Origin of the sequence: Neobacillus sp. CF12 (genome assembly GCF_030348765.1) — a bacterium.
In the GTDB taxonomy this organism is placed as follows: Bacteria; Bacillota; Bacilli; order Bacillales; family Cytobacillaceae; genus Neobacillus.
Genome location: NZ_JAUCEU010000007.1, coordinates 2,148,140 through 2,163,001, shown reverse-complemented (window position 1 = coordinate 2,163,001; position 14,862 = coordinate 2,148,140). Strand labels below are relative to the sequence as shown.

The window sequence follows — 14,862 nt, the reverse complement described above, 5'->3', positions numbered from 1 at the left end:
CCCGGAAATCCGGGACTTTTTTACTTTTTCTTAAGTTTTAGAACCATTTCCTCTTCTGGTGTTACATATAATGTTTGCTGATTATCATAAATAACAAAACCAGGCTTTGCTCCATTTGGTTTTTTTACATAACGTACCTTTGTATAATCTACAGGTACGGAGCTTGAATTTCTCGCTTTACTATAATAAGCTGCTAGGTTCGCTGCTTCATGAATGGTCATTTCAGATGGTTCTTTACTGCGTATGACAACATGTGAGCCCGGAATGTCCTTTGTATGAAGCCATATTTCATCTCGCGCCGCTAGTTTATTGGTTAAATAATCATTTTGCTTATTATTTTTACCCACAATAATTTCGGTGCCATCAGAAGAAAGGTAATGGTCTAGAATGGGCTTGGCATTTGATATTTTTTTCGCATTGCGCTTTTGCCGGTCTCGGATATATCCGCCTTCAACTAGTTCTTCACGAATTTCTTGGATGTCCTTAGGGGAAGCAGATTGTACCTGTTGAAGTAACGTGTCAAAATAAATGACTTCCTCACGAGCCTTTTCGATTTGTTCGATAACAATCGAAACAGAATTTTTTGCTTTCTGGTATTTAGAAAAATACTTTTGGGCATTTTCCGATGGTGTCTTCCGCGGATCCAAGAGAATCGCCACTGTGCCACCCATCTCATCGTAATAGTCAATCACTTCGATTTCCTTCATTCCTTTTTTGGCAGCGTAAAGATTTGCTGTCAGCAGTTCTCCAAAGCGCTGAAGTTGATCTGCTTTCTCAGCCTCTTTTAAGGTATCCTCTAATTTTTCAATTTTCTTTTCGTTTTTTTCTTTTTCATTCGTGATTAAACGCTCTATATCATTTCCTTGCTGTTTAACCCTGTCTCGTTCAGCCTTTCCAAAGTAAAAGCGGTCAAGCATCTCGCTTAAGGTTGGAAAGCTTTTTATTTCTCCTTTTACATGTTCAAGTGGAAAAAGGTAGAACACTTCTTTATTCCCAGTGGACATTATGGAAGGCTTCAGGTTTCCACTCTTAATCCTTTGAATCATATGAATAAATGTTTTTGGGACAGTTGTTCGATTAGCAATACCACTTTGGAATATGACTTCTTTCGCGAACAATGGTGAGGTTCCAGCAAAATGCTCAACGATCTGCCGGTCAAGTTTACCGCTATTAAAGTCTATTTTCTTCAGTACGTCATCTTCAATAGCCAAGAATGGATTTTGTTTATTTTGTTCAGGTGGAGATACATAGGGCTGCCCTGGCAAAATCGCTCTGTGACTATTTACTGCAAACGAAACATGTTTCACGCTATCGAGAATAATATTGCGGGTTTTATCGACCAGTACAATATTACTGTGCCTTCCCATAATTTCGATAATTAACTGCTTATAGCTTACATCGCCGATTTCATTTCTTCCTTTTATTTCAAAAATAATCATCCGATCATTTTCAACTTGATATACATCCTCTAATATATAACCCTCAATATGTTTTCTTAGCAGCATACAGAACATTGGCGGTTCACTCGGATTCTCATATGCTTCGTTTGTGAGCTGTACGCGTGCGTAGCTGGGGTGTGCAGAAAATAATAATTTTTGATTCACTCCATTCGCACGGATTGTAAGGATTACTTCATTTTTATAAGGCTGGTGAACTTTATTTATTCTTCCTCCCTTTAAAGTCCGAGCTAGTTCATCAACCATTGCTTTTGTAAATAAACCATCAAATGACATGGAAAACATCCTTTACTTCAAACTAAGTTCTTCCTTTTAGTATAGCTTACAACGTTAGAGTATGTCTCATTTTAGCTTGTTCATTCAGTAATCATAACTCATCTAAATTATCATAGCATTTTTTTGGACGAGGCTGAATAAGCTTTCTTTAGAGTATGTCCATACAATTAAGGGGGAAGTGAGATGGTCGGATGAAATTCCATGAGATGGAGATAAATCAAGTAGAAAAGGTCTTAGATACCGACTTTTCGTCTGGGTTATCACCAGAAACTGTAAAGAAACGTATAGCCCAGCATGGGCTTAATGAATTGCAGGAAGGAGAAAAGCAATCTGCTTTACTCTTATTTTTTAGTCAGTTTAAAGATTTTATGGTTTTAGTATTGCTGGCAGCTACGCTTTTATCAGGATTGCTTGGAGAGTATATTGATGCGATCGCGATTATTGCAATCGTCATTATTAACGGTATCCTTGGCTTCTATCAAGAAAGACGAGCTGAAAAATCCCTGCAGGCATTGAAGGAACTATCCGCTCCACAAGTTTCCGTTTTACGAGCAGGACAGTGGATAAAGATACCTTCTAAAGATATTGTCGTTGGAGACATTATTAAATTCACAAGCGGAGACAGAATTGGTGCCGATGTTAGGATTATCGAATCTAGGAGTTTAGAAGTTGAAGAGTCGGCACTTACTGGAGAGTCAGTACCGGTGTCTAAACATACAGATCCTTTAAAAACAGTTAACCCTGGTATAGGCGATATGGAAAACATTGCCTTCATGGGTACGATGATTACGCGGGGCAGCGGAATAGGGGTAGTCATCGGAACAGGGATGAAAACCGCTATGGGACAAATTGCTGACCTACTCCAAAATGCAGAAACACAGGAGACACCATTGCAGCGCCGCTTAGAACAGTTAGGTAAAATTTTAATCACGGTTGCTTTATTATTGACGGTTCTCGTGGTTGCGATTGGAGTTTTACAGGGGCATGAACTTTATACGATGTTCCTAGCAGGTGTTTCCCTTGCTGTTGCGGCTATACCTGAAGGATTGCCAGCAATTGTAACGGTTGCACTATCGCTGGGAGTACAAAAAATGATTAAGAAAAATGCCATTGTTAGAAAGCTTCCGGCAGTAGAAACACTAGGCTGTGCGTCAGTTATCTGTTCTGATAAAACGGGAACAATGACGCAAAACAAAATGACAGTTACCCATTTATGGAGTGGTGGTCATACTTGGACAGTAGATGGTGTCGGGTATCAACCCCGGGGAGATTTCTACCGTAATAATACACGTGTTCACCCAAAGGATGAGAAAGCATTACAACAAATGCTCGTTTTTGGGATGATTTGTAATCATTCAGATTTAGTAGTCAAGGATGAAGATTATATTCTTGATGGAGATCCAACAGAAGGTGCTTTGCTTGTTAGTGCCATGAAAGCCGGTCTGGATCGGTCAAATTTATTAGATGAATTTACAATCATCAAAGAGTTTCCTTTTGACTCTGCAAGAAAAATGATGAGTATGCATGTGAAAGATAAGCAGGGCAGGAATTTTATTGTTACGAAAGGTGCACCAGATGTAATTATTGGAAAGAGTGAGTCCATCCTCTGGGATGGAAAAACACAATATCTGGGACAAAATGTACAGAGTCAGGTTCAAGAAGCAATCAATGGTCTTGCTTCAAAAGCACTTCGGACGATCGCCATTGCCTTTAAACCGATTCCCACTAATACGGTTATCCTTAGTGAAAAAGAAGCAGAAAATAAACTAACTTTTATAGGGGTTCAAGGAATGATTGATCCTCCTAGACCAGAAGTTAAAGATGCTGTGAAGGAATGTAATGAAGCAGGAATTAAAACAGTAATGATAACAGGTGACCATGTCATTACAGCAAAAGCCATTGCCGCACAGCTTGGTATTTTAACAAAGAAAAGTAAGGTCCTCGACGGGAATGCTTTATCAAACATGTCAGTGGATGAGCTGGAAGAAGTAGTAGATGATGTATCGGTGTTCGCACGGGTTTCTCCAGAGCATAAATTGAAGATTGTCAAGGCTTTACAAAATAGAGGTCATATTGTGGCCATGACAGGTGATGGAGTTAACGATGCTCCAGCCATTAAAGCTGCAGATATTGGCGTTGCAATGGGAATTACCGGAACAGATGTGGCGAAGGAAGCATCTTCACTTGTATTATTAGATGATAATTTTGCCACGATAAAATCAGCCATAGAAGAAGGAAGAAACATCTATGAAAATATCCGGAAATTTGTTCGCTACTTACTTGCTTCAAATGTAGGCGAAATATTGGTTATGTTGTTTGCGATGATTTTAGCACTGCCGCTTCCGCTCGTGCCCATTCAAATTCTTTGGGTTAATTTAGTGACGGATGGTTTACCTGCAATGGCCTTAGGTTTAGATCGTCCGGAAGAAGATGTTATGAGACGAAAACCGCGGAGTCCAAATGAGGGTGTCTTTGCTCGAGGATTAGGCTGGAAAGTAGTCTCTAGGGGTTTTCTCATCGGAATTGTAACGTTGCTTGCCTTTATGATTGTCTATAATAAGAATCCTGAAAACCTTCCATATGCACAAACGATTGCCTTTGCAACCCTTGTAATGGCACAATTGATTCATGTATTTGATTGTCGAAGTGAAAAGTCGGTTCTATCTAGAAATCCATTCGGAAATCAATATCTTGTATGGGCAGTCATTTCATCACTTGCTTTAATGATTGCTGTTATCTATTATCCGCCATTCCAACCAATCTTTCACACCTTACCTATCTTAGCAAAAGACTGGCTTTTAATAATTGGATTATCTTCAATTCCAACTTTTTTACTAGCTGGATCATTTTTGTTAAGAAAAACAAAATAAAGTGTGTTATAATCCAAAAGGTAGTAGAGGTGACTCTATTACCTTTTGTTAGTTTGGCGCAAATAAATATTTGATACTTTACATAGTAGGTTATCGCTCATCTTCAATATGATTGGAGTGTACTTAATGGTTATAAGTATGACGGGCTTTGGGAGAAGCAGGATTGCCTCGGCTTCTTTTTCTGTGAATGTGGAAGTGAAAACAGTCAACCATCGTTTTAGTGAAATCAATGTTCGGATGCCTAGGCAGCTATTGAAGGTTGAAGATAAAATAAAGAAAAAATTGAATGAACATCTCCGTCGTGGCAGAGCAGAAGTCTATATAATGATAGAAGGAGAAGGTGCGGTTACACGGAAGATTCAGGTTGATTGGAAGTTGCTAGAAGAATACTACCTGTTTATCAAACAGGCACGTGATAAATTTAATATTGAAGGAACTGTATTACTTCAGGATTTATTAACGCGTAATGAATTTTTACATATCGAAGAAAACGAAGCTGGCAATGAAGAATTGGAAGAATTAGTACTTAAAGCAACAGAAGAAGCTGTATTACTATGTAAACAGATGCGAGTAATCGAAGGCGAAGAGCTTAAAAAGGATTTGCTAACATCATTAATACAATTGGATTCAAAGATAGAGGAACTGAAAGAATTTGCCCCCCTAGTTGTCTCAGCCTATAAAGAACGGTTAATAAAAAGAATTGAGGAATTAGTACAGGGACAAATTGATGAAACGCGTGTATTAACGGAAGTGGCTATATTTGCTGATAAAATTGACATTAATGAAGAGTTAACTAGATTAAAAAGTCATAACCAGCAATTTATGCAAACTTTAAGCGAGATGGAGCCAATTGGCAGAAAACTTGATTTTCTTGTTCAAGAAATGAACAGAGAAGCGAATACGATTGGTTCTAAAGCAAATGATTCAACGATTACAAAAAAAGTAGTTGAAATAAAAAGTTTGCTTGAGAAGTTGAAAGAACAAGTTCAAAATATTGAATAAGATGGTTTAGAAAGTGTTTGACACGGCAAAAATATATTATTGATGATTGGATGATAATCATGTCGATTAAATTGATTAATATTGGTTTTGGAAATATCGTATCTGCCAATCGGATAATTTCAATTGTAAGCCCTGAATCTGCTCCGATAAAAAGAATTATTCAAGATGCCCGGGATCGGGGTTCATTGATTGATGCTACATATGGAAGACGTACTCGTGCAGTAATTGTTATGGATAGTGACCATGTCATTTTATCAGCAGTACAGCCTGAAACGGTTGCCCATCGACTGGCAGACCGTGATGAAATTATAGATGAAGGGTAGGATATAGAAAATGCAGGAAAAAGGATTGCTTATCGTATTTTCTGGTCCATCTGGTGTCGGAAAAGGAACAGTTAGAAAAGAAATATTTTCCCATCCGGACACGGCTTTTGAATACTCGATATCAGCTACAACACGCTTACCACGCCCAGGTGAAGTAAATGGGGTGGATTATTTTTTTAAGTCACGAGATGAATTTGAAAAATTAATTGAACAAGGCAAACTTTTAGAGTATGCAGAGTTTGTAGGCAATTATTATGGAACCCCAGTGGATTATGTCCGTGAAACTTTGGATGCTGGAAAAGATGTTTTTCTAGAAATCGAAGTTAAGGGTGCGCGACAAGTTAGGGAAAAGTTTCCTGAAGGATTGTTTATCTTCCTAATGCCGCCGAGTCTTTCTGAGTTAAAGAATCGGATTGTTACAAGAGGAACGGAAACAGAAGAGTTAATTAACAATCGGATGTTATCTGCTCGGGAAGAAATTGAAATGATGGAATTATACGATTATGTTGTGGAAAATGATCAAGTAGAGTTGGCATGTGAACGTGTAAAAGCGATTGTTATCGCCGAACATTGTCGCAGGGAACGTGTAGAACACCGATATAAAAAATTACTGGAGGTAGAATAAATGTTATATCCTTCGATTGATTCTTTACTAAATAAAATTGATTCAAAATACTCGCTAGTTTCCGTGGCAGCAAAACGGGCTCGTTCCATGCAGCAAACACGTGACGAGAGATTATCAAAATATGTTTCCTATAAGCATGTAGGGAAAGCACTCGAGGAAATTCACAGTGGTGAATTAACATACCGGGTTCCTAATAAATCAGAAACAGGTGCTATTTACGGGAAAGATAGCAATATAGGCAAGTAATAACCACACAGGAAGGTCTGACAGCAGCAAAATGTCAGCCTTTTTTATTTTTTGGCTGTGTTAAAGGATACTATTGATTAGAACCTGTTGATTGGAGAGGAAGGCGCTTGATTCTCGAAAATGCTATCGCATTTTCTTCGTGCGGTGACTATTCGAGGAAGTAAATTCAATGTCCTGCGGGATGAACGAGCACCGTGAGACCCCGCAGGTCGGAACGACCGAGGAGGCTCACGGGCGAGCCCGCGGAAAGCATAGCGCCTCGTGACAGGCAAAAACCGCCTGTCCCTGCGATGATTATTCCAAGAAGCTTTACTTAGTGGAGCGCAAATCATCAGCCTAGTCTAACACATCCTTTTTTTAGAATCACAGTTGAAAAAGATGAAAAAATAATGTGATTCTAGCATAATAAAAGAAAAGATATTTTCTGGAATAGAAGTGGGGGACATATTCACAATGGATAAAAAGATATTACTATGTGTAACAGGTGGAATAGCCGTATACAAAGCCGCAGCATTAACAAGCAAACTTGTTCAAGCAGGTGCAAAAGTAAAAGTCATACTTAGTGACTCCGCAGCAAAATTTGTTTCCCCTTTAACGTTTCAAGCGTTATCCAAGAACGAAGTATATACCGATACCTTTGACGAGAAAAACCCCAATGTGATTGCTCACATCGATTTAGCTGATTGGGCTGATTTGATACTAGTAGCACCAGCGACTGCCAATACAATTGCAAAGCTCGCAAATGGGATAGCTGATAATATGATTACAACGACCTTACTGGCAGCAACCGCACCAGTTTGGATTGCTCCAGCGATGAATGTACATATGTATGACCATCCAGCAGTAGTAAAGAACATTTCAATTTTGGCATCCTACAATTATAAATTTATTGAACCGAGTGAAGGCTATCTTGCTTGCGGATATGTTGGTAAGGGGCGACTAGAGGAACCTGAAAAGATTGTCGAGTTAATAAAAATACATTTTATGAAAACAAGCACGTTAATGCTAAAAGACAAAACTGTTTTAATCACTGCTGGTCCAACCAGGGAAAAAATAGACCCAGTCCGTTTTATTACGAATCATTCTACAGGGAAAATGGGATATGCGCTGGCTGAAGCGGCGAAGAAAGAGGGAGCAAGAGTCGTATTAATATCAGGACCTGTTCATCTTTCTCCTCCGACAGGTGTGGAAATAGTAAAGGTTGAGAGCGCTGACGATATGTACCATGCAGTCATGAACAACTGTGATAGTGCGGATATTATTATTAAAACAGCGGCAGTAGCAGATTACACTCCTAAGGTCTCCTATGAACATAAAATGAAAAAGCAGCCTGGGGACAAGGTAATACAATTGGAACGAACAAAAGATATATTATTTGAACTTGGTACCATGAAAAGAAACAAGATTCTGGTTGGGTTTGCGGCTGAAACTGAAAATGTTGAGGAGTATGCCTTGAAAAAATTAAAAGCCAAAAATGCAGACATGATAGTCGCTAATAATGTAAAGTCAGAAGGTGCTGGTTTTGGCATGGATACAAACATTGTAACGGTATATAAGCGTGACGGAAGCAAACTCGATCTGCCTTTAATGTCAAAGCAAGATGTTGCACACAAAATCATTGAAGAAATTGCTGCATTACCAAAGGATTTGGAACCAAATGAGAATTGCTAGTGTGATTGTTGATGTGCCTGCAAAACAAACGGATAGGGCGTTTGATTATTTAATTCCTGCCCATTGGATTGAGACTATTCAGCCTGGAATGAGGGTAATTGTTCCCTTTGGCCCAAGGAAAATACAAGGTTTTGTTACCGAAATCAAAGCAGAATCAGAATTTAAGAAACTCCGGGAAATTATTGAGCCGATGGATTTAGAACCTGTTCTTAACCATGAGTTACTTGAGTTAGGGAATTGGTTGACTGATAATACGCTTTGCTTCAAAATTTATGCATTTCAGGCAATGCTTCCAGCCGCCTTAAAAGCAAAATATGAGAAGAAGGTAAAGCTTTCTCTCGATGCTAGACTAGAGGAATTACCTTTGCAGCTTCAAGTAGCATTTAAAAATGACGCATCTATTCTTTGGGAAGAAGCATTAAAAGATGGGCTTGTGCCTATTCTCCAAAAAGAAGCAGCTAAAGGCAATCTAGAAGTCATATATGTTGTGAAAGAAAGGCTAAAGAAAAAGAAATTAAAGTACGTCATCCCTCTTCTTTCCCCAGCAGATTTAGAAATTGCTGGTAATAACATGCCTCAAAGGGCGGATAAACAAAAAGAAGTACTTAGATATTTTGTTAACAACACCGAACCGGTTGAACTTAGACAATTACTTTCACAATTAAGCATTTCTGCAGCAACGGTGAAAGCACTTGTAGAAAAGGAAATTCTTACAGAAAAGGACATGGAAGTATATCGTGACCCTTATGAAAATCGGACCTTTGCCCGGACAGAGCCATTACCCTTAACCGAGGATCAGCACAAGGCGATTATGCCCATACTTGGCTCAATTGAAGATAGACACCATGAGGTTTTTTTACTTTATGGGGTAACGGGCAGTGGTAAAACGGAAATTTACTTACAATCGATACAGGATGTAATTGAAAAGGGCCGGGAAGCGATTGTTCTTGTTCCAGAAATCGCACTTACTCCACAAATGGTAAATCGCTTTAAGGGGCGATTTGGCAATTTGGTTGCTGTTTTACACAGTGGACTATCAGCAGGTGAAAAATATGATGAATGGCGGAAAATTCAACGAAAAGAAGTAAAAGTCGTGGTTGGTGCTAGGTCAGCGATATTTGCTCCTTTTGAAAACTTAGGAATCATTATTATTGATGAAGAACATGAAACAAGCTATAAGCAGGAAGAAATGCCACGCTATCATGCAAGAGATGTGGCGATAGAACGTGCTCAAAATAATAACTGCCCGGTTGTCCTCGGGAGTGCCACACCAGCATTGGAAACTTATGCAAGAGCGCAAAAAGGGGTATACAAACTGCTATCTCTCCCAAATCGGATGAATAAAAGAGCACTGCCCGCTGTAGAGATTATTGACATGCGGGAGGAACTTAGAGCAGGAAATCGCTCTATGTTTTCGAGAAAGTTGTTTGACTTGTTAAAAGAACGAATAGATAGAAAAGAGCAATCCGTACTATTTCTAAATAAACGTGGCCATTCATCGTTTGTTATGTGCAGGGATTGCGGATATGTTATGAATTGCCCTAATTGTGATATTTCTTTAACGTATCATAAGGTTAAGGAGCAAATGAAATGCCATTATTGTGGATTTGAGAGTTATGTACCTACCCAATGCCCCGAGTGTTCAAGTGATTATATCCGTTACTTTGGTACAGGAACACAAAAAGTCGAGGATGAACTCGGTAAAATTTTGCCTGAGGCAAAGGTAATTCGTATGGATGTAGATACAACTGGTCAAAAGGGAGCGCATGAGAGACTATTAAAAGAATTTCATGAAGGAAAAGCAGATATTCTTTTAGGGACACAAATGATTGCAAAAGGACTAGATTTTCCCAACATTACACTTGTTGGTGTTCTTTCTGCTGACACGATGCTTCATCTGCCAGATTTTCGCTCATCGGAAAAAACGTTCCAGCTTTTAACACAGGTAAGCGGCAGGGCGGGGAGACATGAATTGCCAGGTGAAGTAATTATCCAAACGTATACTCCTGAGCATTATAGCGTAGAACTCGCTGGAACACAGGATTATGATCGCTTTTATAATAGGGAAATGATGATGCGAAAAGCACATCATTATCCGCCCTTTTATTACCTAGCCTTAGTAACCATCAGTCATGAGCAGTTAATGACAGTAGTTTCAGCAACGGAAAAAATTGTTGCTTATGTCCGCTCCCGCATATCCAATCATGCAGTGGTTCTGGGACCTGCAGCATCGCCAATCCCAAGGATAAATAATCGATATCGCTATCATTGTTTAATTAAATATAAACGCGAACCCGAACTTAATAAAACATTAAAAGCCATACTCGACCAGTACCAAGCCGACCCCAAAAGCGGATTACTCGTATCAATAGATGTAAACCCATTTATTTTAATGTAAAACACATAAATTCCTTGATACAAAAGGTTATGTAGAAGTAAATTGGGTGAAAATGTATAGTAATAAATAACAAATAGATAAAAAAATATGACAACAACGAAATAGATGGAGGAACATCATTGGCTATCCAAAAAATAGTTACCTACCCAGCAGAGGTACTTGAAAAAAAATGCAGGCCTGTAGTGAAATTTGACAGAATGCTTGCTAAATTGCTTGATGATATGTATGACACAATGATTGAATACGACGGAGTTGGACTAGCTGCTCCACAAATTGGCATCGATCAAAGAATTGCCATCGTCGATATTGATAATGAATTAGGAACGATTGAGATGATCAACCCTCACATCATAAAAACATCTGGAGAGCAATCTGGTCCAGAAGGGTGTTTAAGTTTTCCAGACCTTTTTGGTGAAGTAACTAGACCAAATTACGTTATGATTGAGGCATATAATCGAAAAGGGAAAAAGTACACACTTGAAGCAGAAGAATTTCTCGCTAGAGCAATACTTCATGAACTAGATCATTTGGACGGGATATTATTTACAACGAAAGTTACTCGATATCTCGAGGAAGATGAGTTAAAAGGAGTAGAAATTGAATGACGAAAATCGTGTTTATGGGTACCCCCGATTTTTCAGTACCCGTGTTACGTAGAATTATTGAGGACGGTTATGAGGTTATTGGTGTAGTAACACAGCCTGACAGACCGGTTGGAAGAAAGAAAGTGTTAACACCGCCGCCAGTAAAAGTTGAAGCATTAAAGCATGGAATCCCGATTTATCAACCAGAGAAAATCCGTCAAAAAGAAGAGCTGGAAAAGATAATTTCCCTAAATCCCGATTTAATCATAACTGCTGCTTTTGGGCAAATATTACCGAAGGAGATATTAGAGGCTCCGGCACATCGTTGTATTAATGTCCATGCCTCACTTCTTCCCGAACTTCGTGGTGGAGCACCCATTCATTATGCCCTTATCCAAGGAAAAAAGAAAACAGGCATTACCATCATGTATATGGTAGAAAAATTGGATGCAGGTGATATCTTAACGCAAGTAGAAGTTGAAATCACCGAGGAAGATAATGTTGGTTCACTTCATAATAAACTTAGTGCAGCAGGGGCGGCGTTACTATCAGAAACACTTCCAAAGCTGTTAGAAGGTAAATTAACCCCAATCCCTCAAAATAATGATGAAGCAACGTTTGCTTATAACATTAAAAGGGAGCAGGAGAAAATTGATTGGTCCAAAACTGGGGAAGAAATCTATAACCATATTCGAGGATTAAATCCATGGCCGGTCGCTTTTACAACAATTGATGGCCAGACTTTGAAGATTTGGCGTTCTGAGAAGGTTATTGGTGTAAAGAGTGAAGACCATGGGATGATAATAAAAAATGATCCTGATGGTATTACTGTATCAACAGGTGATGAAACAGCTATTAAGATAAAAGAGCTTCAGCCCTCTGGTAAAACAAAAATGACAAGTGAAGAGTTTTATCGAGGTGCAGGATCTAAAATCTTAGTTGGCAGCAGACTAGGAGAATAAAATGACGAATAAACGAAGAAATGTGCGGGAAGCAGCAATGGATTTACTCGAAAACATTGAAAAGAACCAATCATACAGTAATCTACTGTTGAATAGTACCATTGAGAAAAACAAACTTTCTCCGATTGATACAGGGCTCTTGACAGAACTAACTTACGGAACTTTGCAAAGGAAGATGGCGCTGGATTTCTTTTTGAAGCCCTTTATTAAAAACAGTAAGAAGTTAGAAAATTGGGTACTACAGCTATTACGGATTACCCTTTATCAAATGGTTTATCTTGATAAAATTCCTGATCGAGCAGCCATTTTTGAAGCAGTAGAAATTGCGAAAAAGCGTGGTCATAAGGGAATTTCAGGGATGGTAAATGGAGTATTGAGAAGTATACAGCGTGAGGGTCTTCCATCAATGGATGCAGTAAGTGACCCAATTGAACGACTGTCCATCGAAACGAGTCACCCAGAATGGCTTGTTAAGCGGTGGGTAAGCCAATTTGGTTTTGAAAGAACCAAAGAAATGTGTGAAATTAACTTAACTGCTCCGTTACAAACGGCGAGAGTGAATTTAACAAAGACCACTGTACGTGAATGTATTGAAGATCTTGATGAAGAAGGCTTTCAAATTGAAAGAAGTCCTATTATTCCTGAAGCAATTAGGGCATTGAAAGGAAATCTAGCCTTTTCGAGGGCATTTAAAAAAGGTTTCATTACCATTCAAGATGAAAGTTCAATGCTTGCAGCCTATGCATTAGGACCAAACGAAAATGAATTGATTCTAGATGCCTGCGCCGCTCCCGGTGGAAAAAGTACTCATATTGCTGAAACAATGAAACTAACCGGAGGAGTTATTTCCCTCGATTTACATGAACATAAAGTAAAATTAATTAATGAAAATGCCAAACGTCTAGGTTTGGGTAATATAAGGACAATCGCAATGGATTCTAGAAATGCAGGAGACCATTTCGATAAAGAATACTTTGATAGAATACTTCTCGATGCACCATGTTCTGGACTAGGTGTAATGAGAAGAAAACCTGATATGAAATATACAAAAAAAGAACAAGACCTTTATCAATTAAGTACCATACAGCAAAATTTATTGGACTCTGTTTCCCCTTTAGTGAAAAAAGGTGGAATTCTTGTCTATAGTACGTGTACAGTAGATAAAGAGGAAAATGAAAATACTGTCAGCAAATTTTTAGACGATCATCCTGAGTTTGAATTGGACATTACATTTAAAGATAGAATGCCTGAGGCAATTCAACCACTAGTAACAGATGGATATTTGCAAATTTTCCCACAAGATTTTGGATCCGACGGGTTCTTTATCGCAAGCTTAAGAAAGAAGGTGTAACAGTTGGAACAATTAAATACAACTGAGAACAATACAACATTGGACATAAAAAAAACGTCTATTTATTCACTGGAACTTCATGAAATAAAGGATTGGCTGACGAATAATGGCGAGAAACCATTTCGCGCAGAACAAGTCTTTGATTGGCTCTACAAAAAAAGAGTAACTTCATTTGAAGATATGAGTAATTTACCAAAAGGGTTACGTGATAAACTATCAGAGAATTTCCAACTCACCACATTAAAAACCATTATTCAGCAAACTTCATCTGATGGAACCATTAAATTTCTATTTGAGCTTCACGATGGCTACTCCATTGAAACAGTTTTAATGCGTCATGATTATGGTAATTCGGTGTGTGTAACAACACAAGTTGGCTGCCGGATTGGTTGTACTTTTTGTGCATCAACACTTGGCGGGCTTAAACGTCATTTAGAAGCAGGTGAAATTGTTGCTCAGGTTGTTACGGTGCAGCAAGCTCTTGATGAGACTGATGAGCGCGTCAGTTCAGTTGTCATTATGGGGATTGGAGAGCCTTTTGACAATTATGATAATATGATGGCGTTTTTAAAGATTATTAATCATGATAAAGGATTGATGATCGGGGCACGCCACATCACAGTATCGACCAGCGGCATTGTTCCGAAAATTTATCAATTTGCGGATGAAAATATGCAGATTAATTTTGCGATTTCATTACACGCGCCAAACACGGAATTAAGGTCTCGGTTAATGCCTATCAACAGGGCGTATAAACTTGATGACTTAATGAAATCTGTAAGGTATTATATCGATAAGACAGGTCGAAGAATTAGCTTTGAATATGGACTTTTTGGCGGTGTAAATGATTCTGTTGAACATGCAGAAGAGTTAGCCAGCCTTTTGAAGGGGCTAAAATGCCATGTTAATTTAATTCCTGTGAATTATGTACCCGAGAGGGACTATGTACGGACTCCAAAGGATAAAATTTTTGCATTTGAAAAAACGCTCAAAAATCGTGGTATTAATGTTACGATTCGCAGGGAGCAAGGTCACGATATTGACGCAGCATGTGGACAACTTCGTGCAAAGGAGCGAAAAGAGGAGACGAGGTGAAA

At 38.7% G+C, this 14,862-nt stretch carries 12 protein-coding genes; 11 read left to right on the top strand and 1 reads right to left on the bottom strand.

Features of this window, described 5'->3' with window-relative positions; translation table 11 throughout:
• Window positions 1-20: 20 nt before the first annotated feature.
• Window positions 21-1,733, bottom strand: coding sequence for an Rqc2 family fibronectin-binding protein (locus QUG14_RS10050; protein WP_289340385.1), 1,713 nt, complete (start codon window positions 1,731-1,733; stop codon window positions 21-23).
• Between the two features lie 191 nt (window positions 1,734-1,924).
• Between QUG14_RS10050 and QUG14_RS10045 the strand changes: the two genes are divergently transcribed.
• The 11 genes from QUG14_RS10045 to rlmN all read left to right on the top strand — a co-directional run bounded on the left by QUG14_RS10045 (window position 1,925) and on the right by rlmN (window position 14,860).
• Complete coding sequence (locus QUG14_RS10045; protein ID WP_289340384.1) at window positions 1,925-4,603, top strand: calcium-translocating P-type ATPase, SERCA-type; 2,679 nt, start codon at window positions 1,925-1,927, stop codon at window positions 4,601-4,603.
• A 126-nt stretch (window positions 4,604-4,729) separates the two neighbouring features.
• A complete protein-coding gene (locus QUG14_RS10040) occupies window positions 4,730-5,605 on the top strand; it encodes a YicC/YloC family endoribonuclease (RefSeq protein WP_289340383.1) in 876 nt (291 codons plus the stop codon).
• 59 nt (window positions 5,606-5,664) lie between these two features.
• On the top strand, window positions 5,665-5,928 hold the full coding sequence (gene remA, locus QUG14_RS10035; RefSeq protein WP_095247706.1) for an extracellular matrix/biofilm regulator RemA: 264 nt from the start codon (window positions 5,665-5,667) through the stop codon (window positions 5,926-5,928).
• A gap of 10 nt (window positions 5,929-5,938) precedes the next feature.
• Window positions 5,939-6,553 carry a guanylate kinase gene (gmk, locus tag QUG14_RS10030; protein WP_289340382.1) on the top strand — a complete coding sequence of 205 codons (615 nt, stop codon included), beginning with the start codon at window positions 5,939-5,941 and terminating at the stop codon, window positions 6,551-6,553.
• On the top strand, window positions 6,554-6,799 hold the full coding sequence (gene rpoZ / locus QUG14_RS10025) for a DNA-directed RNA polymerase subunit omega (RefSeq protein ID WP_289340381.1): 246 nt from the start codon (window positions 6,554-6,556) through the stop codon (window positions 6,797-6,799). It begins immediately after the preceding gene.
• Window positions 6,800-7,252: 453 nt separating this feature from the next.
• A complete protein-coding gene (gene coaBC, locus QUG14_RS10020; RefSeq protein ID WP_289340380.1) occupies window positions 7,253-8,470 on the top strand; it encodes a bifunctional phosphopantothenoylcysteine decarboxylase/phosphopantothenate--cysteine ligase CoaBC in 1,218 nt (405 codons plus the stop codon).
• Complete coding sequence (priA, locus tag QUG14_RS10015; RefSeq protein WP_289340378.1) at window positions 8,457-10,868, top strand: primosomal protein N'; 2,412 nt, start codon at window positions 8,457-8,459, stop codon at window positions 10,866-10,868. Before coaBC ends, priA begins: the two co-directional genes overlap by 14 nt.
• Before the next feature lie 119 nt (window positions 10,869-10,987).
• Window positions 10,988-11,473, top strand: a complete 486-nt coding sequence (gene def, locus QUG14_RS10010) for a peptide deformylase (RefSeq protein WP_289340377.1) — start codon at window positions 10,988-10,990, stop codon at window positions 11,471-11,473.
• Window positions 11,470-12,414 (top strand): methionyl-tRNA formyltransferase, encoded by a 945-nt coding sequence (gene fmt / locus QUG14_RS10005; RefSeq protein WP_289340376.1) that lies wholly within the window; start codon window positions 11,470-11,472, stop codon window positions 12,412-12,414. Before def ends, fmt begins: the two co-directional genes overlap by 4 nt.
• Window position 12,415: 1 nt before the next feature.
• Window positions 12,416-13,765, top strand: coding sequence for a 16S rRNA (cytosine(967)-C(5))-methyltransferase RsmB (rsmB, locus tag QUG14_RS10000; RefSeq protein WP_289340375.1), 1,350 nt, complete (start codon window positions 12,416-12,418; stop codon window positions 13,763-13,765).
• A 3-nt stretch (window positions 13,766-13,768) separates the two neighbouring features.
• Entirely contained in the window at window positions 13,769-14,860 is a 1,092-nt protein-coding gene (gene rlmN, locus QUG14_RS09995) for a dual-specificity RNA methyltransferase RlmN (protein ID WP_289340373.1), read from the top strand.
• The last annotated feature ends 2 nt before the right edge of the window (window positions 14,861-14,862 follow it).